Below are 23,931 nucleotides of genomic sequence, written 5' to 3'. Positions count from 1 at the left end.
GGAGGTGGAACCATGAAACTAAAACAACCGGCAGTCCTCATCCCTACCCTGCTACTGGCGGCCTGCGGCGGTGAAGAGCAAACCATGAAGGAACCCACGCCGCCCGCATCGGTGGTGTACTCCTATCCGGCAGACGGGCAGACCGGCGTCAGCCCCTCCAGCGACATCATCCTGCGCTTCTCCCATTCGCTGGCAGACAGCGAGGAAGAGCTGAAAGACAAGATATTGGTCAGCCAGGGGGAGAACCCTGTGGACTTCACTGCGACCCGTCTGGATCAGGGCCGCAGCCTGAAAATCACGCCAACCAATGGACTGGAGACCCGCGCCCACTATTCGGTCGAGTTTACCGACTCCCTGGCTGCCTTGGGCGCCAGTGCTATTTCCACGCCCAATGCTGTGGGTGCCGAGGGCGTCCAGTTCTCCACCCGCGGTGAGTACACGGGCATCGCCTCGCTCGATCACATGGGCGAGCGCTTCGCGGTGGAGCAGATGATCCCCTCACCGGGGCATCACTTCCAGCCGATGGACTTTTCCACCTTCCGGCTGATGCTGAGCCAACCCGTCCATCCGGACTGGCGTAATCAGGGCGGCAAGATCCGGCTACAGGACGCCAATGGCGAGCCTGTCCCGACCAATGTTCTGGTGGACAACAACCGGATCGTCATCGATCCCTGTATGACGGACACCATCAGTCACTGCGGGACCAAGAAAGATGAGCTGGCATCGGACCAGTCCTACACCCTGACGATCCAGAACCTGCCCAACCTGGCGGGCACGGACGTCCTGAACTTCAACGAAACCTTCACGCCGAGGGAATCCGGACCAACGGTGGTGCTCTTGCAGCACCTTGTGGACTCCGGTTTGCAGGAAGGCGCCAGCCACGCAGACGCCAGGAAATCGGTGTTGAACGGGCAGGTGATCAATGGAGTAACGCTCAACTCTGTGCTGCTGGGTAACGCTGGTCCGGCCCAACAAGCCGGCGGACTGTTTGCCGAACTGGCCTACGCACCGTCGTTTGCCGCTGACGAGGCCCTGCCACTTCGAATTCCCCGGGGTAGCCTGCTGACCGGTACCAACCTGGATGTGCGTATCAACGGCCAGGTTCAGGTGGTGAACGCCGAGACGGGCGTGGATCAGAACACCGGCGAGCTCAGCGTCACCATGCTGACGGACGCATCCGGCTACCTGAGCCCCAACCCCTATACCGACGATCTGAACGCGCCACGCCATGTCACCCTGTTTATGGATGTGGCCATGCACAGTGCCGAAGCCCAACCCAACGCCTCGCTGTCACAGAACCTGCTCGGTGTCGAGTTGCACGGGATCGCGATTGTGCAGGACGGCGTGCTGACCATTGACGCCATCGGCACCGTCGAGCCGGAGCTGCTTGGCCAGGAATACGCCAACGCCACGATTGCGTTTCGCATCGAGGCGGCCACCGACGTCGATTCTGCTCTGGATGCGGAAGAACTGTGGCGCCCGGACAACACCAGCCCCACACTGATCAGCTGGATGCCGGGGGCTGAAGACTCCCTGCCGGCCGGCCGCCAATCCATGCAGCGCCCAGGCGATCCAGTCATTCTGAACTTCGACGAACCTCTGGATCCAGCGTCTCTGGACAGCGGCATCACCCTGTTCGCGAACGGGGCTCCGGTACCGGATCTGTCGATCAAACTCGATGGTACCGTGGTGGTGATCAATCCGGAGGGTGGCCTGAAGCACGGCGCGGCCTATGAACTGTCGACGGACGGGCTGACGGACATGGCCGGCAACCCGGTCACAGAAGCCCCGCTGTCCTTTACCCTGGACGATATTGGCACCGGTAACAGCGGTGTCACCCAGCGCTCGCCCCTGGCCCTGACAACCTACCCGGGCTACCCCTGCGTAACGCACAACCTGGACCTAGCCAACGGTTCCCATGGTTTCTGTAACGATGCGGTATCCCAGTCCGGCGGTTCCCTGAACTACCCGGACGGACAAAGCCCGGATGAACTGCCGGTCACCGAGCTACCGGCTGACCGCCCCATCACGGTGGTGTTCTCGCAGTCCATGGACCTGGCCTCAATTCACGCCGGAACCTTTGTTGTCGAGCAAGTGTCTGGCGACCTCATCAGCAGTTCCCCGGTGGCCGGTCGTCTGGAAAAGAGCAATCAGCGTATCCGGTTCTTCCCGGACCAACCCTGGCAGGAAGGCCAGCTGTACCGATACACGCTTGCGTCCCAACAAAACGGCCAGTGCGCGACCAATGGTAGTGAACCTTCATTTATCTGCGGCGACAATGGTCTGGCGCTGCAAACCGACCTGCTGGTCAACCCGGTGGATGTGGGCGGCCCGGACCTGAGCATTTACTTCCGGGGCACTGCAACGACCGACACCGTATTTACAGCACTTCGAAACCTGCCCGTTCGGGATACCAACTCAAACTACGAGATCGATTGCGGTGCCCTTGGCGGCCAAAACTGCCTGGAACCGTTCAGCCACACAGGGGATGGTCAGGGTGGCTACCTGCCGTCCGCCAATGCCACCAAACTGATCGTGAACCCGGATCGGGAGCCGAGCGTTTTGGGCTCCTCCAAGAGCGAGGCCCGTGTAGGCTGCAGAACCAGTGGAGCGGATTGCCCAACCAACAAGTTCATCTACCAGACCTATGGCCTGAATACTGAGATTATTGGACCTGCAGTGGATCCGGAAACCGGCAAGCCGGGCGTTCGCGTGTACCTCTACCCCACGCTTCTGGCCACTACCTCGGTGGATGTATTCCTGGAAGACGGCAATGGTTTGACGGATGTATTGCTGGACCCAGACGATCCGCAGGTCACCGGCCCACAAATCCTCCGTATGCGTTATGCCAAGGATGACCCGTCGTGCACCGAAGAACCCTGCCGTCGCAGTGGTCTGATTCCCGGCATGATTATCGAAAACGATGAAGGCAAGCCGACCTTCAAGGCGTCAGCCGCTTTGACGCTGGATGCGCCTGAACTGCACCTGCCTCTGGGGGGTATCCTGCGGCATAACCTGTTCAGCTATCCGTTCACCCTGAATATCGAAGGTCCCATCACCTTCTTTGACGACGGCCGGATGCAGATTGAGCAACGCAACATTGTCGACCCTGACCGTGGTTTTGATGCCCCCCAGATCAACGTGCTGGTGACCACAGAAAGCGACGCGCTTAATGCAACACTGGACTTTGGTTCCTGCCTGCTCGGATTGCTCAGCTTCGACCTGGGCGGCTGTCAGGACCTGCTGGACCCGCCGGCAAGCGACGAAGATGGCGCTGTTTTCATTCCTCTGATGATTCCGGACGGGGGGCTTTACCTGAACTTTATTTCCAACCCGGTTCACGAATTACCGGCAACACCATAGGACAGGCCGTGCTCCTTTCGGGCCAGCTTTTTGAGCTGGCCTTTTTTCTTTGCCCCTGCCCACTTTTCGCACAACGATGAATCCTGTTAATCTGGTTGCAGAATGAAACCACGATACCGATAACAACAATCCAGGAGAGCTGCCCGATGGAAAACGGCACCCATTACCGTACCTGCCACCTTTGCGAAGCCATGTGTGGCGTCGTCATCGAAACCAACGATGGGCGCATCACATCCATCAAAGGGGATGACAACGACCCCCTGAGTCGCGGACATATTTGCCCGAAAGCTGTCGCCCTGCAGGATCTCCATGAGGACCCGGAGCGCCTTCGTCGCCCGGTACGCAAAACCGAATCCGGCTGGCAGGAAATGGACTGGGATGAGGCTCTGGACCTGGTCGCCGAAAAACTTCACCAGACCCGCCAGGAGTTTGGCCGCAACAGTGTCGGCGTCTATCTGGGCAATCCGAACGTCCACAATCATGGCGCGCTGGTCGCCGTTACCCCGCTGATGCGAGCCATTGGCAGCCAGAACCGGTTCTCCGCCACATCCAACGACCAGCTGCCTCACATGCTGACCAGCCTGGAGATGTTCGGGCACCAGATTCTGTTCCCGATTCCCGATATCGACCATACCGACCTGTTCATCTGCATTGGCGGCAATCCAATGGCCTCCAACGGCAGTTTGATGACGGTCCCGGATTTCCGTGGGCGGGTCAAGGAACTGAAAGGCCGGGGCGGCAAAATGATCGTTATTGACCCCCGCCGAACCGAAACGGCCAAGCTGGCGGACGAGTTCCACTTTATCCGCCCAGGCAGCGACGCTTTCCTGCTCATGGCCATGGTGCACACGCTGTTTGCTGAAGACCTGGTCGACCTGGGTGCCGCGGAACACCTGGCCAAGGATGTGGATCTGCTGAGACTGGCCGCCATGCCGTTCACGCCAGAGGCCGCCAGCTCGCATACCGGCATTTCGGCCGAGGACATCCGACACCTGACCCGGGAATTCGCCAACACACCGAAAGCCGCACTCTATACCCGCATGGGCACCAGCACCCAGGTGTTCGGTGGCCTCGCCACCTGGCTGGCATCCTGCCTGAACATACTGGCGGGCAAGCTGGACCGACCAGGAGGTATGCTGTTCACCCAGCCGGCGATTGATCTGGTCGTGCTTGGCGCACTGGCGGGACAGAATGGCCACTTCGGCAATCGGTACAGCCGGGTCAAGGGCCTGCCAGAATTCGGCGGCGAATACCCCGCCAGCACCATGGCCGATGAAATCCTCACGCCCGGTGAGGGCCAGATTCGGGCATTTGTCACCGCTGCCGGCAATCCGGTGTTGTCGAGCCCCAATGGGCGGCGCCTGGAGGAGGCCTTCGAGCAGCTGGACTTCATGGTGTCGGTGGATTACTACATCAACGAAACCACCCGCCATGCGGACGTCATCCTGCCTCCAACCGCGGCCCTGGAACGCAGTCACTACGACCTGATCTTCAGCATCTTCGCGGTCCGAAACAGCGCCAAATACAGTGAACCCCTGTTCGATCCCGGCCCGGACGCCAGACACGACTGGCAAATCATGCTGGGACTTGCCCACCGCCTGGAACGGCTGAAAAAGGGCGGCAGCCTGCCCCTGCGAGCCGAACTGGGCTGGCGGGCCTTCCAGCAGATTGGTCCGGACCCCATTCTGGACATGCTCCTTCGGTCCGGTCCCTATGGCATGAACGCAGGCCCACTGAGGGGGCTCGCGGAGCCTGCTATTGACCTGATTCTGGATCTATTGCCCGGCCGTCACCCCTTGCGCGGTCTTGCCAAATTGAGCCCGCTCAACCGGCACTGGAACGATCTGCCCAAGGGTCTTTCGTTGTCGGTGCTCAAGGACAACCCCAACGGCGTGGACCTTGGTCCGCTGAAGCCTTCGCTTCCGGATCGCCTGTTCACCCGGGATGGCAAGATCCACATGGCGCCCAGAAGATTCCTACAAGATGTGGAGCGGCTGTTCGAACAACTCGGGCAAGGGGCGTCCGACGAACTCCTGCTGATTGGCCGGCGCCATGTGCGGAGCAATAACTCGTGGATGCACAACAGCCGGCGCTTGGTGAAGGGCAAGGACCGGTGTACCCTGATGATTAGCCCCAAGGATGCCAGCCGGCTGGGTCTGCAGGCCGGAGATTCCGCTGAAATCAGTTCCGAGGGCCGGACCATTGTGCTGCCCGCAGAAATTACCGAAGACCTGATGCCCGGCGTGGTGTCCATCCCCCATGGCTGGGGCCATAACCGGGACGGCATCCAGCAATCCATTGCATCGGCCCACGCCGGTGAAAGCATCAACGATGTCCTGAGTGACGACCAGATTGATCCGCTGGCAGGCACTTCCGTATTGAATGGACAGGCAGTTTCAGTCAAAGTCTGGCGCCCTGACCGAAAGCGCAAACGCGCCTGACCATTGAATAGGGGGTAATCATGCCGCAGTGGCTACAGTGGGCTCTGATTGTTGGGGGCCTGATCGTGATCGTGATGCTGCTGGCCGTGATTCGTCGACAACTGTCCGGTGTTGCGGAACAGCGTATCCGCAAGCAAAAGGCCGAGGCCTTTCAGAAGCAGCGCCGGACGGACATGATCGAGAGCATTCGCGTGATTGCCATGGCGGTGGAAGCGGACCAGATCGAGTATTCGGAAGCGTGTCTGCGCTTGAAAGGGCTGCTGGACCATGTGCAGCCCGAGTTGCTCGATCAATCCCCGTACCAGGTATTTCAACAGGTCCACGACAAACTTCAGCACATGCCCACCCACCGGGCCAGAAAGGCGACGGACAAGAAGCTGGTGGCCAAGATGGACAAAGAACGTTTCGCAGTAGAGAAAGAATACGGTGAAGCCATTCAGCAGGCGGCGTCGGCCATTCGACAACACACCTTTCGAGACGCATGAGACGTGGAGCAGGGCTTTTTGTAAACTTTTGTATCAATCAAGTTAATCATTCTCTGTCGCCAACAAGAGAAATCAACACCTTCCACCACCGCTGAAATGTGACACAGCGCTCATTATTTGGCGTCGGTAATCCCTGACTTTCCTTTTCCCGCCCTTTGTCTAAATTAACTAATAGGGTACTGCGAAGTTAACGCGGTTTACGGACCCTTGGCGATTTTCTCCTGATTGGTTTGGATACCTCTTGTGAATACCTCTGCAACAAGCGGGTGAGCTTGCCGGCCCATGGGCCGGCTTTTTTATGCCTGACGGCAAATCACACGACTTACTGCGCCATCATTCCAGCCATAGCTAACACGGTATCTTTTTTCGCCACCAGCTCGTCGAACCGGGCATGCACCTTTGCCTCGTCCAGGCCCAGAGACTCAAACACGGCAGCCGGAACCGGCTCACTGGCACCCGGCGACAAACCGCGCTCGATCAACAACTGACGACCGAGCCAGAGCAGTTTCGCGTACACGCTGTGCCGGCCATCGTAACCGCTGTGTTTCTGATAACGGAGCGCGCTCGCCACCTCCTCCGGCATCCCCCAGTTTTCCATCAACAGGGCGCCAATCTGTTCGCGGGTAATGCCCAGCAGATACTGTTCGATGACCGAGGAATCGATGTTGGGATTCGCCTCGAGGGAACGACACACCAGCTTGAAATGCGGGGGAAACACGTGGCCCAACACCAGGAAACCAAAGTTGTGCAGCAGGCCAGACAGATAGGCAAGACCAAACAAAGGTCGTTTGTCGGAAGGCATCAGCGTACACAAAAGACCGGCTGCCTGAGCCTGCCAGATAGCCTGCTGCCAGCTTTCCATATACCCTTCCGGGTGGTGTCCCTGAGACGGTTTGAGAACGAGCCCCAGCGCCATGTTCATCACCAGTTCGAAACCGAGTACTCTGGAGACCGCATCATGAACCGAGCGCACCTGTCCGACAGGACCGCCTGGAGAGGATGACGCCCAGCTGAATACCTGGGCCGCAAGAGCGGGATCGCTTTCCACGACATCCACCAGATCATCCATCACAGTGTTGGGGTCCATCCGGAGATGAATAATACGCTGGGCGGTTTCCGGCAGCGGTGGCAACTCTAAAATATCCTTGATCCGTTGCTGGATGCGCAGGCCGGTAAACTTGGTTATGGCCCGGCGAAACTCTTTCTGATCGCGCTCTGAATCGTTCAGGCTCCATAAACTCGGGCCCACAGAAACTGCAAATGCTATTCGTCTCGCCTCTTCTGTCAGCGATTGGAAGTCTTCCCCGGACAGATGAAGCGTTCGGCCTTGCTCCCCCAGTTCGAGCCTCACTGACGACAGCTGGTCCACCTGGAGATCAACCACTGTTTCGCTGCGGGTAAAGTTTCGCAGTGTGGGAAGCTCCACCACGCCCGTACTCCTTCCGAAACGGGGTGATTCGGGCCGACCAACCACCTGTAGCTGCCGCCCAAGGTGTGCATTGATTTGTTCGAGATCTACCAGATCGTTCTTGCGGCATACCAGTTGTATCGCGCCCTGGTCGTCGCCAAGCAGCACCATTCGCAGAAAGTTGAACTCACTGGCCCGACCGTCGTTAACCACAGACGAGCCTGGGGACAACTCCTCAAGGGTCCGTTCAAATGCTCCGGTTTTTTTCATAATTATGTCCCGAATCATACTGCATGACCCGCATCGGATCTGCTTGCGCCTTCTCCCGGAGGCGAAAAGTTTTTCTTTAGGGCTTGCCCCATGTCGGGGCTTGACCGATAAGTGGTGCGAGGCCACTCAAGTAATCAGACATCTCCGTAACGAATCCGCTCACCCAGCCAGCGCCGTATAAGCGCATCAACCACTTCCGGCGTCTGCAACAAGGGTGGCGCCATCTCCCGGACAGGTTCGATCCACCCCTTGTCCCGTTCGAAGTCCGCCAGCCGGAACTGCATCATGCCTGTCTGGCGGGTACCCAATACTTCCCCCGGGCCACGTATCTCCAGATCCTTTTCGGCAATCACAAAGCCGTCCTGACTGTCACGCAGAGCCTGCAAACGGGCCTTGCCGTTGTTGGACAGAGGCGGGTGGTACATCAGCACACAGAAACTGGCCTGTTCACCACGCCCTACCCGACCACGCAGCTGGTGCAATTGAGCCAGGCCAAGACGCTCGGGGTTTTCAATAATAATCAGGGAGGCGTTGGGCACATCCACCCCCACCTCGATGACTGTGGTGGCCACCAGCAAGTCCAGCTCCCCCACTTTGAACCGGTCCATGACCTCGGCTTTTTCGGTGGCCTTGAGCCGGCCATGCACCAGGCCCACTTTGAGTTCCGGCAGTCGCTGAGCCAGTTCCTCAGCCGTGGCTTCAGCGGCCTGGCACTGCAGGGCTTCGGACTCTTCAATCAGGGTACAGACCCAATACGCCTGACGTCCCTCGGTACAGGCCTTACGCACCCGCTCGATGATCTCCTCCCGGCGACTGTCCGGAAGCACGATGGTCTCGATGGGTTTGCGTCCGGGGGGCAACTCGTCAATCAGAGAGGTATCCAGATCCGCATAGGCACTCATGGCCAGGGTTCGGGGAATGGGGGTGGCCGTCATGATCAGCTGGTGGGGTGCCAGTTGCGAGCCTACTCCTTTCTCTCTCAGCGCCAGTCGCTGGTGGACACCGAATCGATGCTGTTCATCCACAATCACCAGTGCCAATCGCTGAAATTCAACGTCGTCCTGAAACAGAGCGTGTGTGCCGATCACAACCTGGGCAGGCCCGGAACGGACTGCCTCCAGCGCGTCCAGGCGGGCCTTGCCCTTTACTTTCCCGGACAACCAGGCCAACTGAATACCCAGTGGCTCCAGCCAGGCCCGAAAATTATTCAGGTGCTGCTCCGCCAGAATTTCAGTTGGCGCCATCAACGCCACTTGGGCCCCGGCACTCAAAACCTGCAGTGCCGCCAGGGCCGCAACCACCGTTTTACCGGAACCCACGTCCCCCTGCACCAGACGCAGCATGGGCAGAGGCTGGCTCAAGTCCTGCCGGATATCAGCAACGACGTGTCGCTGTGCCTGAGTCAGCTGGAAAGGCAGGGATTCCAGAAACCGTTCCACCAGGTCACCCGATGGCAGCAACGGCAGGGCCTCGCGCTGCTGAATTTGTTGCCGAACCTTGAGCAAACTCAACTGGTGCGCCAGCAATTCTTCCATGACCAGTCGCTGCTGGGCCGGATGCTTGCCTTCGACCAGGAGATGGACCGGCGCATGGGCCGGCGGTGAGTGAACAGTCTGAATGGCGTCGTTGATGTCGGGCAACTGATAATCCGCCAATAATGGGGCAGGCAACCAGTCCCGAACGGGAAAACGCTTCAGATAACCCAGTGCCTGTTGGCACAGGGCACGAATTCTGGGCTGCTGTATGCCTTCGGTGAGCGGATAGACCGGCGTCAGTGTGGCCTGCCCTTCGGCGGGCATGGGTGGGGGATTCACCTGGTACTCGGGATGGTAAAACTCGAAACCGGCACGGCCGGGCCTCACCTCACCGAAGCAGCGGACCCGGGAACCCTCACTCAGCTGCTTTTTCTGGGCGGCATTGAAATGAAAAAACCGCAGCGCGAGGAAACCACTGTCATCTTTGAGGGTCACCTGCAGGCTTCGACGCCGCCCCATGACCAGGTCGGCCTTCATGACTTCCCCTTCCACCAGTGCCACATCCCCGATTCGCAAGCTACCGATGGGCATCAGGCGGGTTCGGTCTTCATAGCGGTGCGGCAGGTGGAACAGCAGGTCCTGCAGAGACGAGATGCCGAGCTTGGCCAGCTTGTCTGCGAGAGCGCCGCCGACCCCCTTCAACTCGGTGACCGGGATGTCTTCCAGCGACACCATGGGGCGGGTCAGGCCTGCTCAGCCACGGCGGGGGTTTCCGACTTTGCCTTCTCGATGACCCGGCACTGGCTGGCCGCCAGCGACAGCATATCGATGGCCTTGGGCCGCGGGAAGGTCACCCGCCAGGCCAGTGCCACGGTGCGGAAAGGAACGGGCGAGGCAAACCGGCGAACGGCGATGATGTCGTCCGGATAATGCATGGCCGTCGCCGCCGACAGGGGCAGGACGGTAATCCCCAGACCCGAGGCTACCATGTGGCGGATGGTTTCCAGGGAGCTGCCCTCGGTGACCAATGCCGGTTCGGTCGCATCGGCCTTGCGGGTGACGGCTTCGACCAGAGGCGGACAGGACTCCAGCACCTGGTCCCGGAAACAGTGACCGGGGCCCAACAGCAGCAGTTGCTCCTTGGCCAGCTCTTCGGGTGTCAGCTGTTCTTTCTTCGCCAGCGGATGGGCGGCCGGCAGCAACACCACAAACGGCTCGTCGTACAACGGCAGGGTCACCACTTCCGGCTCTTCGAACGGGAGGGCGATGATGATCGCGTCCAGTTCGGACCGACGCAGTTTCTGACGCAGATCGGCCGTATAATTTTCCTCGATGTAGAGGGGCATCTCCGGCGCCGCACGCCGGAGCTCCGGCAACAGGTGCGGGAACAGGTAGGGCCCGATGGTGTAGATGGCACCCACTTTGAGCGGGGAGTTAAGCTGATTCTTGCCATCCTGAGCCATATCCTTGATGACGCCGACCTGGTCCAGAACCCGCTGTGCCTGTTCGATGATTCGCTGGCCGGTTTCGGTGACCCGGATACTGCTCTTGCTTCGCTCAAAGAGGGGCACACCCAGCTCCTCTTCGAGCTTTTTAACCGCAACGCTCAGGGTGGGCTGGCTAACATGACAGCGCTCGGCAGCGCGGCCAAAGTGCTTTTCCCGGGCGAGGGTAACAACGTATCGTAGCTCTGTGAGTGTCATGACGAACTCCGGTCACAGTCTGGCAAACCAGCTTTTACTTATTTATGAGCCACAGCATAAGGATTGATAAAGCCTATGGCAACGTATGAACCCACTCAGCCTCCCCGGATCCTGGTTGCCGGCTGCGGTAAGCTTGGCGGGGCTATTGCGCAGCGCCTGTCCACGTCCGCCAAAGTCTTTGGCTTGCGGCGAAATCCGGACCGGGTTCCCGAAGGCGTCCAGGGTGTCCGGGCCGATCTGAGCAAACCGGACACCCTGGCCGGCATCCTGCCGGATAACCTCAACGTCGTTATCTATTGCCTTACGCCGGCCAGCTACGACGAACAGGGCTACCGGGACGCCTATGTGACCGGCCTGACCAACTTGCTCGCAGAAATCCCGCCACACTCGCTGACCCGATTGATTTTCATCAGCAGTACCAGCGTTTACTCACAGGACGACGACAGCTGGGTGGACGAGAGCAGCCCCACACGGCCCGCACGACCCAGTGGCGAGCAGATACTGCACGGAGAGCAGACTGCCCTGAACAGTGGACACCCCGCCACCGTAGTGCGCTTCAGCGGCATCTACGGGCCATCGAGACGGCGCTTTCTGGAGGAAGTGATCGAGGGGGGGATGAACCCGAGCTCTCCTGCTCCGTTCAGTAACCGGATACACGAGGCGGACGCCGCCAGGGTGGTCGAACACCTGGTGACGTTGAGCCTGGCGGGAACGCCTCTGGAGGACATTTACCTTGCAAGCGATTGCGAGCCGGCAAGGCTGGATGCCGTCGTCGGCTGGGTCAGGGAACAGGTGCCCTGCGCTGACCCTGTGGAGGGTGCCCGGAAAGGCGGGCGGGCAGGCAGCAAGCGCTGCCGAAACCAGAGGTTACTCGACACCGGCTTCCGGTTTGACTACCCGGATTTCAGGGCCGGTTACCGGGAAATGATGGGTCACTGATGTTCTTTGGGCAATAAAAAGGGCGGCTCAGAGGCCGCCCTTTTAATGGCTGTCCGTCAGATGTTAGCTCAGCACCATGACGGCTTCCATTTCAATGGGCACGCCCTTGGGCAGGGCAGCCACACCGACGGCCGCTCGAGCCGGGTACGGTTCCTGGAAGTAGGTCGCCATGATTTCATTGACCGTGGCAAAGTTAGCCAGGTCGGTCATGAAGATATTCAGCTTAACGATGTCTTTCAGGCCACCACCAGCTGCCTCACACACGGCTTTCAGATTTTCGAAAACCTGGCGGGTGTTGGCGGCAAAGTCGCCCTCAACCAGTTCCATAGTTTCTGGCACCAGCGGAATCTGGCCTGACAGGTATACGGTATCGCCCGCCTTCACTGCCTGAGAGTAAGGACCGATCGCCTGAGGTGCCTGATCTGTCTGGATAATGGACTTATTGGTCATGGTTTGAAACTTCCTCTCTTCAAAACGACCATCCTCTCCTCTGAAGCCGACCAGTGTCAACCAGACCCAAGTAGCAGATCAGTGGCGGACCCGGCTGATGTGAGTCACCGCACGAATGTTGCGGACCCGTCTCATCACGCGGGCCAGGTGCCTCCGGCCCTGAACGTGCAACACGAGGCTGACAACACTGAACTTGGCGTTTTGCTCCTCGACGTTGATGCGCTCGATGTTGCCATCGGCAATGGCGACGGCATTAGCCACTTCTGCAATTACGCCTCGCTTGCGCACCAGCTCCACTTTCAGGTCGACCGAGAACTCATCGGTAATATCTTTCGCCCAGTTCAGATGGGTCAACCGGGCGCGGCCTTCGTCATCGGCTGGCAGGCGCACGCAGGTATCGGAGTGAATCACCATTCCCCTGCCCGAATCCATGATACCGACCACCGGGTCGCCCGGGATAGGTTTGCAGCAGCTGGCACACCGCACCAGCAACCCTTCCACACCGCGAATGGTCACCGGACTCTGCTCGCCATTACTGCCACGTTCCTTGGTGACGTTGACCTCTGCAGTTTCTTCGGAGCCGGACAGAAGCTGCCGGGCAACCAGATAGGCCATACGGTTGCCCAATCCGATTTCACTCACCAGGTCGTCAAAGCTGTTCACCTGGTTGTGGCTGACCACCGCCTGAACCTGGGCATCACTGATATCCGACAGATTGGCACCAAAGCCCTTGAGCGACTTTTTCAGCAGGGTCTTGCCCAGCTCCAGGGACTCGGCACGCTTCTGACTCTTGAGTGTGTGACGAATACTGCTTCTGGCTTTGCCGGTAACCACAAAGCCCAGCCAGGCCGGATTGGGTCGGGCACCGGGCGCCGTGATGACCTCAACGGTCTGACCACTCTCCAATGGCTGACTGAGAGAGCCAAGGTTCCGGTTAACCCGGCACGCCACGGCCGCATTGCCTATATCGGTATGAATGGCGTAGGCAAAGTCCACCGGCGTTGAGCCGCTCGGCAGTTCCATGATCTTGCCCTTGGGGGTGAACACGTAGATTTCATCGGGGAACAGATCCACCTTCACGTGCTCGATGAATTCCTGGGAGTCCTCCGCGCGCTCGCGCATTTCCATCAGACCTTTTACCCAGCGGTCCACACGGGCCTGGTTCACACTGGTAACACCGCTACCCTGATCCTTGTACATCCAGTGCGCCGCAATACCGTTGTTGGCAATGTGCTCCATTTCCTCGGTACGGATCTGGATTTCAATGTGCACATGCATGCCAAAAAGCGTTGTGTGCAGGGACTGGTAGCCATTGGCCTTGGGCATGGCAATGTAATCTTTGAAGCGCCCCGGCAACGGCTTGTAGAGGTTGTGGACGGCACCGAGTATGCGATAGCAGTCGTCTTCGGTGTCAGTGATGATCCGGAAGGCGTACACATCCATGATTTCGTGGAACGACTTCTGCTTGAACTTCATCTTGTTGTAGATGCTGTTCAGGTGTTTCTCACGCCCGATAATTCGTCCCGGCAGGCCTCGTTCATCCAGCTTTTCTTCTAATTTTCCACGAATCTCTTCGATGATTTCCCGGTGACTGCCCCGCAGCTTCTGTACCGCCTTGGAGATGTACTTCGACCGCATGGGGTACAGGGAGGAAAACCCGAGATCTTCCAGCTCGGTACAAATGGAATGCATACCCAGACGATTGGCAATGGGCGCATAGATGTCCAGGGTTTCAGTCGCGATTCGCTGGCGTTTCTCGTAGGGCATGGGCCCGAGGGTGCGCATGTTGTGCAGGCGGTCCGCCAGCTTGACCAGGATGACCCGGATATCCCGGGCCATGGCGAGCGTCATTTTCTGGAAATTCTCGGCCTGGGCCTCGGCCCGGGAACGGAACTCAATCTGGGTAAGCTTGCTGACGCCATCCACCAGTTCAGCCACATCATCACCGAACTGCTCGGACAGGGCGTCTTTGGGGATGCCGGTATCTTCGATCACATCGTGCAGCATGGCAGCCATGAGCGTCTGGTGATCCAGACGAAGACCGGCCAGAATGCCGGCGACTGCCAGGGGATGGGTAATGTAGCGATCGCCGCTTTTTCGCATCTGCCCTTCGTGGGCCTGCTCGGCGTAATAGTAGGCTCGCCGCACCTGATTGATGCGACTGGTATCAAGATAGGTACTGAGCTCTTTCGCCAGCCCTTCTACCGTTGCTTCTGTCGACACCGCGCCTCCCCACTCTTCGATGATCAGGGACAAAAAAAACCCGAATGCACGCATCCGGGTTCTTCCTGATCCTGCCTACAACGTCTTCGTTATAGATACACTATAAAAACGTGCAGCAGAAGATCAACGCCGTTTCAGCCAGGTACGTAATTCTACCTGCCCGATCTTATTCGTCGTCGGTCTCGTCGAGAATGGTCCGGCTAACCTTGCCTTCAGCAATTTCACGCAGGGCGAGCACGGTCGGCTTGTCGTTTTCTTCCTGCACCATCGGCTCAGCACCTTTGGTAGCAATCTGACGAGAACGCTTGGTAGCCAGCATCACCAACTCGAAGCGGTTATCAACGTGTTCCAGGCAATCTTCAACAGTAACTCGTGCCATATTATCCCCGAAAATTAACAGACCAAATCAGAAGACCGCGTAGTGTACTTTCCCCGGTTCACTTTGTATACAGCAAGAGGGGCACCAAATTCAATCAGACAGCCCGGCCAGCAGGGCCTGATGGCGATATTGCTGGACACCCATTCGGGTCCGCTGGGACCTTGCGATAGCCAGCAGATCGGCCAGCGCCTCCTCAAACTGGTCGTTCACCACCAGATAATCAAATTCCAGGGCATGACGGCACTCTTCCGACGCTTCCGCCAGACGGCGCTCCACTACATCGGGCGCATCCGTTCCACGCCCGGTCAGGCGCTCCCGAAGTGCTTCGGGTGACGGCGGCACAATGAAAATGCTCACGCATTCCGGCATCAGGCGGCGAACCTGCTCGGCCCCCTGCCAGTCGATTTCCAGAATGACATCGCGGCCACTGGCCAGAGTTTCACGCACCCAGGCCTGGGAGGTGCCGTAGTAATTGCCGAACACATCCGCGTGTTCCAGAAAATCACCCTGGGCAATCATGGCCTCGAACTCATCTCGCGCCACGAAATGGTAGTTCACGCCATCCTGTTCACCGGGACGCATGGGCCGGGTGGTGTGAGATACAGAAACGCCCAGTTTGCTGTCCGCCTCCAGCATGGCGGCCACCAGGCTGGTCTTGCCCGCACCCGAGGGCGCCGAGATCACGTACAGCGTGCCCTGTTCACCTGCCTCACTCATGTTTGTCTGCACTCCCACTTGAATAATGTCGACCGGGCCTCACCCAAGGTGGCCGGCCCGCCGCGAATAAAAGCGCGAGATTATACGGATAACGACGCTGCCTCGCAGCTACTCCAGGTTCTGCACCTGCTCACGCATCTGCTCGATCAGCACCTTGAGGTCGACCGCCGTGCGCGTTACCCGGGCGTCAATGCTTTTACTGCTGAGGGTGTTGGCTTCGCGATTGAGTTCCTGCATCAGGAAGTCGAGGCGGCGCCCAATAGCGGCGTCACTGGCCAGGGTGTCGGTCACTTCACTGACGTGAGCATCCAGCCGGTCCAGCTCTTCGGCCACATCGCACTTCTGGGCCAGCATTACCATTTCTTGGGCAACCCGTTCTGGCTCCAGCTCCACCCTGGCCTTTTCAAACCGATCCCGGAGCACCCGCTCCTGGGCCTTGAGCAATTCCGGCATCAGGGACCGGACTTCAGCCACCTGCCGGGTAATGGTCTCGAGTCGCTCACTGAACAGCGGCCGCAGGCGCTCCCCCTCCCGCTCGCGCACCTTGACCAGCTCCGCCAGCACCTGATCAAACAGACCAGACGCAGCTGCCCGGGCCTCACTGAAATCCTGCTCCGCTACTGACAGCACACCGGGCCACCGGAGGACATCGAGCGTGTCGATCGGGGCCGGGTTATCCAGAAGACTACTCACCCTGGCGGCCGCCTGACCGACAGCCCGAACCAGATCCTCATTTACGTCCAGACTGTCAGAGACCTGCTCCGCCGACTGCAGCCGCATGGTCACATCCACCTTGCCCCGCTTCAGGTGCTTTCGAAGCGCTTCCCGAAAGCTGTTCTCAAGCTCCCGTAATACGTCCGGCAACCGAAAGGAAGGCTCCAGGTACCGGTGGTTCACCGTCCGGATCTCGCAGGTGAGGGTTCCCCACTCACCCTGGGTATCACTTCGGGCGAAGGCGGTCATGCTTCTGATCATGGACACTCCAATTCTGATCGAGGAAATGCAAAGAGTGTAGCAGGCCCGTACTGGTGCGGGCGACCGCCCGGCCTGCGAGAGATTTGCAGCGTGTTATACTCCCGCTCCTGTTCCATTCACCTCGCCGGCCCATCAACGCCGGCCCCCGACCAAACCTTCAGGAATGACTATGCGACCAAGTGGCAGAACACCCGAACAGCCCAGAGACGTTCGTATCACCCGGAATTACACCCGCCATGCCGAGGGTTCCGTTCTGGTTGAGTTCGGCGACACCAAAGTGATCTGCACTGCCTCTGTTGAAAACAAAGTCCCGCCCTTCCTGCGCGGCGAAGGCAAAGGCTGGATCACCGCCGAATACGGCATGCTTCCCCGCTCCACTGGCAGCCGCATGGGCCGGGAAGCGGCACGAGGCAAGCAGGGCGGACGCACCGTTGAGATCCAGCGTCTGATTGGCCGCTCCCTCCGCGCGGCCGTCGACCTGAGTGCCTTGGGCGAGCACACCATCACGGTTGACTGCGATGTCATTCAGGCCGATGGCGGCACGCGCACGGCAGCCATCACCGGCGGATGCGTCGCGCTGGTGGACGCCCTGAACCATCTGGTCGCGGCAAAGCGCCTCGCCAAATCCCCTCTCAAGCAGATGATCGCGGCACTGTCAGTCGGCGTTTACAAGGGAGAGCCAGTGGTGGACCTCGACTACCCGGAAGACTCCGAAGCCGAAACCGACATGAACGTGATCATGACGGACCAGGGCGGCTTTATCGAAATCCAGGGGACCGCTGAGGGTGCACCGTTTGCTCAGGAGGAGCTGGACCAGATGCTGATTCTGGCCAAACAGGGTATCGAAAAGATCTTCGAAATTCAGAAAGCCGCGTTAGCCGGCTAATAAAAGACAGGACTCGGGCTGTCGCAGCGGCAGCCCGGCTTCTCAGAATCCGATGTCGATATCGTAGTCCATGATCACCGGGGCGTGATCGGAGAAACGGGTCGAGTCGTCAATCCAGCCGTCGAGAATGGTCTTGCGAATACCCGGCGTCAGGAGCTGGTAGTCCACCCGGATACCGGCACTGCGTCGAGAGCCTTCGGTTTGCTCTGGCCACCAGGAATATTGCCCGCTCTGCTTGTTGATTTCGCGAAACGCATCCACACAGCCCAGCTCGTCAATCAAACGATCCAGCCATGCACGCTCGTGGGGCAGGAATCCGGAGAAATCACGCTTGTGGTACAGCGGACTGGCGTCGGTTACGTGGTGAGCGGTCTGGAGGTTGGCACAGAAAATAAACTGGCGCCGCTTGCGCAAGGTTTTCTGCAGATGCAGCCCGAAACCGTCCAGGAACTCATCTTTGTGATCCAGCTCGGTGAGATCGTCCTCACCGACCAGCTCTTCTTCGCGGCCGAGGGCACAGGGCGCCAGGACACAGGCCACCGACACCTTGTCGAAGTCCGCCTGGATAAAGCGCCCTTCACGGTCTGCCAGTTCGTTGCCGTAGCCGTACATGATGGCCTTGGGGAAATGACGGGTGTAGATACCCACACCACCGTGCTCGTTTTTCTCGCCATCGATGAAGTAGGCCTCGTACCCTTCCGGGATCAGCCCCATGTCCTCGATTTCATAGGCCCGCATGCGGTGATCCTGGACACAGACAACATCCGCATCCTGACCGGCCAACCACTCAAAAAAACCCTGATCAACGGCCCGGGCGAGCCCGTTCACACTGATTGATACTACCCGCATACGTGTTCCCTGATTAGGTTTGTGTGTATGATACCGTTTTTACGTCTGAATTAAAGATACAACCCCGCCAGAAGCCTTGCCATGCACGACTATCAGAAGACTTTCATTGAATTCGCCATCCGTCGAAATGTTCTCCGTTTTGGAGAGTTCACACTCAAGTCCGGACGCACCAGCCCCTATTTTTTCAATGCAGGACTGTTCAATACGGGCGACGATCTTCTTCAACTAAGCAAGGCCTATGCCGCTGCAATCGAACGCAGCCAGTTGAATTATGACATCATTTTCGGACCGGCCTATAAGGGCATCCCGTTGGCGACCGTCACCGCCATGGCCCTCGCAACAGACGGTAACAACAAACCTTTTGCCTTTAACCGCAAGGAAAAGAAAGATCATGGTGAGGGCGGAAACATCGTCGGCGCCCCATTAAACGGCAAGGTTCTCATTGTGGATGATGTCATCACCGCAGGTACTGCCATCAGAGAGTCCATTGATCTTATTCAGCAAGCCGGTGCCGAACCGGCAGGCGTGCTGATTGCCCTGGATCGGCAGGAAAAGGGCAACGGCGAATTGTCTGCCATCCAGGAAGTAGAGCAGCAGTTCGGCATCCCTGTTGTCAGCATCATCCGGCTGGAACAGATTCTGGATTACCTGAAAGCCAACCCGGAATTCGCCGGACACGCCGACAACGTCGCCAAGTATCGGGATCGTTACGGAGTCTGAGCATGCCCCACATCTCTCGTCCAGCCGGCAAATCAGCCATCGTTGCGCTGGCGTTCAGCATGGGCCTGGCCACCACCGCTGAAGCCAGAATGTACCGTTATACGGACGATAACGGCCAGGTGGTCATCAGCAATACCATTCCCCAGGCCGCCACCAAACGCGGATACGACATTCTTGGCAACAGTGGGCGCGTCATTGAGACGGTCGCACCCGCACCGACGGCTGAAGAAATTGCCGCCCGGGAGGCGGAAAAGCAACGACAGGAAGCGCTGAAGATCCAACAGGAACAAGACCGCCAACTCCTGCGCCGGTACAGCCATCCGGATCAGGCGGTCGAAGCCATGCACCGGAAGGTTCGACAGCTCGCAGGCCTGATCCAGATTAAACGCGGCAATATTTCCGTCCTTGCCAGCCAACTGGAAAGCGAGCAGGGTCGCGCTGCAGATCTGGAAAGAGCCGGCCGGGATATCCCGGATGCCATGCTCGAAAAAATTCGCCGCCTCGAAAGCCAGATTGATGAACTTGAGGGCGAAATCAGCAACCAGAACGCAGACATTGATCGGGTCCGCGAAGATTTCGAGGCCGATATCAGTCGGTTGGAAGAAGTAACCGGCGAACCTCGCACCCTGCCGCTCGAAATCTCATCGACGCAGTAACAACGAAACTCCGGAAATCCGGGATTAAAAAAGGGCAGCGCATCACACGCTGCCCTTTTCACTTCAATGTCATCCAAACTTTTTAGCTCGGACGACCGCAACCAGGCTTAGGCAGAAGCAGTAGACTTCTTGGCAGCAGAAGCCTTGGTCTTGCGAGCCGCCGGCTTCTTGGCTGAAACCGTCTTCTTGACGTCTTCAGCGGCCTCAGCGACGTCTTCAGCAGCTTCCGCTACAGCGTCAGCGCCTTCTGCGGCTTCTTTTTCCAGTTTGGCAACCAGCTCAGCAGCAAAGCCACCGAAGCGGGTGTTCAGGTTGCGCAGCTGCTCGAACAGAGTTTCGCTGTAGCCATCGTAGCGCTCACGCAGGCTCTTGATGGTGTATTCGCGAACTTCAGCTTCCAGCTTTTCGGCGTAATCGAACGGCATGGCAGACAGCTCTTTCTGCTTTTCTTCAGCAGTGTTGATGCCTTTCTCGACGATTTCCTGAATCTGTTCCTGGTAAGTCTTGAGTTTACCCATGTCATTTCTCCTTGGTTTTCTGAAAGTGCTTAGAGTCAGGCGACCAAGCTAAAACTGCCGGCCTTCTCTGATATCCGACCTTCACGTTACGGAGAAAAATTAGAATGTTCATACTAAAAGCAAAGCCATGGGCGATACGTAGTTTTACCCGGCTGCCATGCTCCTGATATCCGCGCCCTGGAGAGTGCTTCGTGCGAAACGGTAACAGCACCCCCCCTCTGAGCCGGACAGGAAAAAAGGGGGGATCAGGGCCCTTACCAGCGGAACAGCACCCAGCTGGGCACCAGCATGTCGGATTCGGTTTCCCGAATCCAACCACCGCCGTCGCTCGGCACGAGGTAGTATTCAGGTCCGACTTCCGGCACCACCTTGATTTCGACAATCTGGCCGTTGACCCGGTATTCATAGAACACCGCATCATCGCCCGGCCGGATGACAATCTGGGGCGCATCACCGTCGGGCGCGTAGTCGGTAATCACCACCGGTTCGTCCGGAGTCTGAACCAGATTCTCATCCAGCACCCCGCTGCCCTGGGCCGAAACCGCCACCGAAAGCACAATCATCAGGCCGCCGAGGGAGAAAGCGATTGGCTTCATTTTCGTGGTACCCTTCTGCCATTCGAATTCCGTACAGAGTTGCACAAGCCAACCCACGCTTCAATTGAAATCCGGACCCGTTTTGACATGACTCAGCAAAAGACTCCACCGGTCGTTCTCGTGGACGGTTCGTCCTATCTTTTCCGCGCCTACCACGCATTGCCACCGCTTACCACGAGCAAGGATCAGCCCACCGGCGCAATCAAGGGCGTTATCAGCATGCTTCGACGTCTGGAGCAGGATTTCCCCGAGTCGAAAATCGTGGTGGTCTTTGACGCCAAAGGAAAAACCTTCCGCCATGAGATGTACGAGGAGTACAAGGCCAATCGCCCGCCCATGCCGGAAGACCTGGCCAGCCAGATCGAACCGATCCACAACATCATCCGGGCCATGGGCCTGCCGTTGCTCATCATTTCCGGCGTCGAAGCCGACGATGTGATTGGCACCCTGGCCAACGAGGCGACGGACAAAGGCATTGATGTCGTGGTCTCAACCGGCGACAAAGACATGGCCCAGCTGGTGAGTGATCACGTCACCCTGATCAACACCATGACCGAAACCCGCATGGATCGGGACGGCGTGGTGGAGAAATTTGGCGTCCGGCCGGACCAGATCATCGACTACCTGGCCCTGGTGGGCGACAAGGTGGACAACATTCCGGGCGTTAACAAGTGCGGCCCTAAAACCGCCGTAAAATGGTTACAGCAGTACGACGATCTCGACAACGTCATGTCCCATGCCGACGAGGTCAAGGGCAAGATTGGCGAGTACCTTCGGGACGCACTGGGCTCCCTGCCCCTGAGCCGTGAACTGGCTACGATCAAAACCGATGTCGAACTGGACCTTGGCCTGGAAGAACTCAGCCCGGAGGATCAGGATGACGAGCAACTGCTGAGCCTGTTCAAGGAATACGAATTCCGCTCATGGGTTGCCGAGCTGGAAAGCAACGACAAGGCGCAAGCGTCGGATAGCTCGACCGACAAGACCGATACCCCTCCCGCTGAAAAGCGCTACAGCATCGTCACCGAGCAGAGCGAGTTCGAAGCCTGGCTGAAACGCCTGGAAGAAGCAGAACGCTTTGCGTTCGACACCGAAACCACCAGCCTGCGCTACATGGATGCAGAAGTGGTCGGCGTATCCTTCGCCATCGAACCCGGGGAGGCGGCTTACGTGCCTCTGGGTCACGATTACATGGGCGCGCCCGAACAGCTCGACCGGGATTCGGTCCTGGAGCAGCTCAAGCCACTGCTTGAGTCGGCCGAACACCAGAAAGTTGGCCAGAACCTGAAATACGACAAGAATGTGCTGGCCAACCACGGCATCACCCTCGAAGGCATTGCCGCCGACACCATGCTTGAGTCCTACGTACTGAACTCGGTTGCGACCCGACACGATATGGACAGCCTCGCCATGCAATACCTGGGCGAGAAAACCATCAGCTTTGAGTCAATCGCCGGCAAAGGCGCGAAACAACTCACGTTCAACCAGATTGATCTGGAAAAAGCCGGGCCGTATGCCGCGGAAGACGCCGACATTACCCTGCGCCTGCACCAGACTTTGGCACCGCAACTCAAGGCGACCGGCAAGCTGGCAGCGGTCTACCAGGACATTGATCTTCCGCTTGTTCCCGTACTCTCCCGTATGGAGCAGCGGGGCACCCTGATCAGCGCCAGCACCCTGCGGCAACACAGCCAGGAACTGGCAGAACGGATGGCGGAACTGGAAAAGGAAGCCCACGAGGTGGCGGGTGAAACCTTCAATCTCGGGTCCACCAAGCAACTGCAGGCCATCTTCTATGACAAGCTGGGCCTGCCGGTGATCAAGAAAACGCCGAAGGGCGCGCCGTCCACGGCCGAACCCGTATTGCAGGAACTGGCCCACGAGCACGAACTGCCCCGACTGATTCTGGAACACCGCAGTCTGAGCAAACTGAAGTCGACCTACACCGACACCCTGCCCGAGCTGATTCACCACCGTACCGGTCGGGTTCATACCTCCTATCATCAGGCCGTTACGGCCACCGGTCGCCTGTCATCGTCGGAACCGAATCTGCAGAACATCCCTATTCGAACGGAACAGGGGCGCCGCATCCGGCAGGCCTTCATCGCGCAGGATGGCTACAAACTGGTAGCAGCGGATTATTCCCAGATCGAACTTCGCATCATGGCTCACCTGTCCGGTGACAAAGGCTTGTTGACCGCCTTTGCGCACGGGGAAGACATTCACAAGGCGACGGCCGCCGAAGTTTTCGGGGTATCGCTGGAAGAGGTTTCAGCCGATCAGCGCCGGAGCGCCAAGGCCATTAACTTTGGTCTGATCTATGGCATGTCGGCTTTTGGCCTGTCCCGCCAACTGGGTGTGGAGCGTAAAGTCGCCCAGCAATACATCGACCGCTATTTCGAACGGTACCCGGGCGTTCTGAGCTATATGGACAACATACGGAAGCAGGCCCATGAGGATGGCTTCGTTGAAACCTTGTTTGGCCGGCGCCTCTACCTGCCGGAAATCAATGCCCGGAACAAACAGATGCAACAGGCTGCCGAGCGCACGGCCATTAACGCACCAATGCAGGGCACAGCGGCTGACATCATCAAGCGGGCGATGATCGAGATCGATCACTGGCTGACCCAGGAGCATGCCGAGAAGGCCCGAATGACCATGCAGGTGCACGACGAACTGATTCTTGAAGTTCGGGAAGACTGTCTCGATGCAATCCGTGAAGGGTTGGTCGAGAGAATGTCTGCCGCCGCAGAACTCGATGTCCCGCTGCTGGTGGAGGCTGGCGTCGGCGACAACTGGGACGAGGCCCACTAGGACTGGAATTCACCAAAACCGGGCAAAGTGATATGGGCGTGCACCGAAATTTGACAGGCATCGG

General features: G+C 58.6%; 19 protein-coding genes. 8 read left to right on the top strand and 11 right to left on the bottom strand.

What is annotated here, in order from left to right; all coding sequences use genetic code 11:
* The first annotated feature begins 12 nt into the window (after nt 1–12).
* From QVZ43_RS08560 to QVZ43_RS08550, 3 genes are all read left to right on the top strand, one after another.
* A complete protein-coding gene (locus QVZ43_RS08560) occupies nt 13–3,363 on the top strand; it encodes an Ig-like domain-containing domain (protein WP_302909585.1) in 3,351 nt (1,116 codons plus the stop codon).
* A 146-nt stretch (nt 3,364–3,509) separates the two neighbouring features.
* A complete protein-coding gene (locus tag QVZ43_RS08555; protein ID WP_302909584.1) occupies nt 3,510–5,804 on the top strand; it encodes a molybdopterin-dependent oxidoreductase in 2,295 nt (764 codons plus the stop codon).
* Nucleotides 5,805–5,824: 20 nt separating this feature from the next.
* Nucleotides 5,825–6,289: a DUF2489 domain-containing protein gene (locus QVZ43_RS08550; RefSeq protein WP_302909583.1), complete on the top strand. Its 465-nt coding sequence runs from the start codon at nt 5,825–5,827 to the stop codon at nt 6,287–6,289.
* 322 nt (nt 6,290–6,611) lie between these two features.
* Here the strand turns inward: QVZ43_RS08550 and QVZ43_RS08545 are convergent, their stop codons facing one another.
* From QVZ43_RS08545 to QVZ43_RS08535, 3 genes are all read right to left on the bottom strand, one after another.
* On the bottom strand, nt 6,612–7,967 hold the full coding sequence (locus QVZ43_RS08545; protein ID WP_302909582.1) for an HDOD domain-containing protein: 1,356 nt from the start codon (nt 7,965–7,967) through the stop codon (nt 6,612–6,614).
* 134 nt (nt 7,968–8,101) lie between these two features.
* On the bottom strand, nt 8,102–10,177 hold the full coding sequence (gene recG / locus QVZ43_RS08540; RefSeq protein WP_302909581.1) for an ATP-dependent DNA helicase RecG: 2,076 nt from the start codon (nt 10,175–10,177) through the stop codon (nt 8,102–8,104).
* Nucleotides 10,178–10,185: 8 nt separating this feature from the next.
* Nucleotides 10,186–11,145, bottom strand: a complete 960-nt coding sequence (locus QVZ43_RS08535; RefSeq protein WP_302909580.1) for a hydrogen peroxide-inducible genes activator — start codon at nt 11,143–11,145, stop codon at nt 10,186–10,188.
* A gap of 75 nt (nt 11,146–11,220) precedes the next feature.
* On the opposite strand from QVZ43_RS08535, the gene QVZ43_RS08530 reads away from it, so the two are divergent.
* Nucleotides 11,221–12,084 (top strand): NAD-dependent epimerase/dehydratase family protein, encoded by an 864-nt coding sequence (locus tag QVZ43_RS08530; protein ID WP_302909579.1) that lies wholly within the window; start codon nt 11,221–11,223, stop codon nt 12,082–12,084.
* 63 nt (nt 12,085–12,147) lie between these two features.
* Here QVZ43_RS08530 and QVZ43_RS08525 read toward each other — a convergent pair whose 3' ends face one another.
* From QVZ43_RS08525 to QVZ43_RS08505, 5 genes are all read right to left on the bottom strand, one after another.
* Nucleotides 12,148–12,534 (bottom strand): RidA family protein, encoded by a 387-nt coding sequence (locus QVZ43_RS08525; protein WP_223795880.1) that lies wholly within the window; start codon nt 12,532–12,534, stop codon nt 12,148–12,150.
* A gap of 78 nt (nt 12,535–12,612) precedes the next feature.
* Nucleotides 12,613–14,757, bottom strand: a complete 2,145-nt coding sequence (locus QVZ43_RS08520) for a RelA/SpoT family protein (RefSeq protein ID WP_223795879.1) — start codon at nt 14,755–14,757, stop codon at nt 12,613–12,615.
* 166 nt (nt 14,758–14,923) lie between these two features.
* Nucleotides 14,924–15,136 carry a DNA-directed RNA polymerase subunit omega gene (gene rpoZ / locus QVZ43_RS08515; protein ID WP_206645167.1) on the bottom strand — a complete coding sequence of 71 codons (213 nt, stop codon included), beginning with the start codon at nt 15,134–15,136 and terminating at the stop codon, nt 14,924–14,926.
* A gap of 90 nt (nt 15,137–15,226) precedes the next feature.
* Entirely contained in the window at nt 15,227–15,853 is a 627-nt protein-coding gene (gene gmk / locus QVZ43_RS08510; protein WP_302909578.1) for a guanylate kinase, read from the bottom strand.
* Nucleotides 15,854–15,961: 108 nt separating this feature from the next.
* Nucleotides 15,962–16,828 (bottom strand): YicC/YloC family endoribonuclease, encoded by an 867-nt coding sequence (locus QVZ43_RS08505; RefSeq protein WP_302909577.1) that lies wholly within the window; start codon nt 16,826–16,828, stop codon nt 15,962–15,964.
* A 169-nt stretch (nt 16,829–16,997) separates the two neighbouring features.
* Here QVZ43_RS08505 and rph point away from each other — a divergent pair, with 169 nt between their 5' ends.
* The gene (gene rph / locus QVZ43_RS08500; protein ID WP_302909576.1) at nt 16,998–17,714 is read left to right on the top strand and encodes a ribonuclease PH; all 717 of its coding nucleotides are present in this window, start codon (nt 16,998–17,000) and stop codon (nt 17,712–17,714) included.
* 42 nt (nt 17,715–17,756) lie between these two features.
* Here rph and QVZ43_RS08495 read toward each other — a convergent pair whose 3' ends face one another.
* The gene (locus QVZ43_RS08495) at nt 17,757–18,563 is read right to left on the bottom strand and encodes an exodeoxyribonuclease III (protein WP_302909575.1); all 807 of its coding nucleotides are present in this window, start codon (nt 18,561–18,563) and stop codon (nt 17,757–17,759) included.
* 81 nt (nt 18,564–18,644) lie between these two features.
* Here QVZ43_RS08495 and pyrE point away from each other — a divergent pair, with 81 nt between their 5' ends.
* Together pyrE and QVZ43_RS08485 are read left to right on the top strand one after the other, a co-directional pair.
* Complete coding sequence (pyrE, locus tag QVZ43_RS08490; protein ID WP_223795874.1) at nt 18,645–19,283, top strand: orotate phosphoribosyltransferase; 639 nt, start codon at nt 18,645–18,647, stop codon at nt 19,281–19,283.
* A 2-nt stretch (nt 19,284–19,285) separates the two neighbouring features.
* Nucleotides 19,286–19,939, top strand: coding sequence for a DUF4124 domain-containing protein (locus QVZ43_RS08485; protein WP_302909574.1), 654 nt, complete (start codon nt 19,286–19,288; stop codon nt 19,937–19,939).
* 107 nt (nt 19,940–20,046) lie between these two features.
* Here the strand turns inward: QVZ43_RS08485 and QVZ43_RS08480 are convergent, their stop codons facing one another.
* The gene (locus tag QVZ43_RS08480) at nt 20,047–20,457 is read right to left on the bottom strand and encodes a hypothetical protein (RefSeq protein ID WP_302909573.1); all 411 of its coding nucleotides are present in this window, start codon (nt 20,455–20,457) and stop codon (nt 20,047–20,049) included.
* A gap of 254 nt (nt 20,458–20,711) precedes the next feature.
* Entirely contained in the window at nt 20,712–21,053 is a 342-nt protein-coding gene (locus QVZ43_RS08475) for a DUF2782 domain-containing protein (RefSeq protein ID WP_302909572.1), read from the bottom strand.
* Nucleotides 21,054–21,140: 87 nt separating this feature from the next.
* Between QVZ43_RS08475 and polA the strand changes: the two genes are divergently transcribed.
* A complete protein-coding gene (polA, locus tag QVZ43_RS08470) occupies nt 21,141–23,867 on the top strand; it encodes a DNA polymerase I (protein ID WP_302909571.1) in 2,727 nt (908 codons plus the stop codon).
* The last annotated feature ends 64 nt before the right edge of the window (nt 23,868–23,931 follow it).

This window comes from Marinobacter suaedae (genome assembly GCF_030519635.1).
In the GTDB taxonomy this organism is placed as follows: Bacteria; Pseudomonadota; Gammaproteobacteria; order Pseudomonadales; family Oleiphilaceae; genus Marinobacter; species Marinobacter suaedae.
Note: the sequence above shows the minus strand (reverse complement) of the source record. Positions and strands in the feature narration are given on the sequence as shown.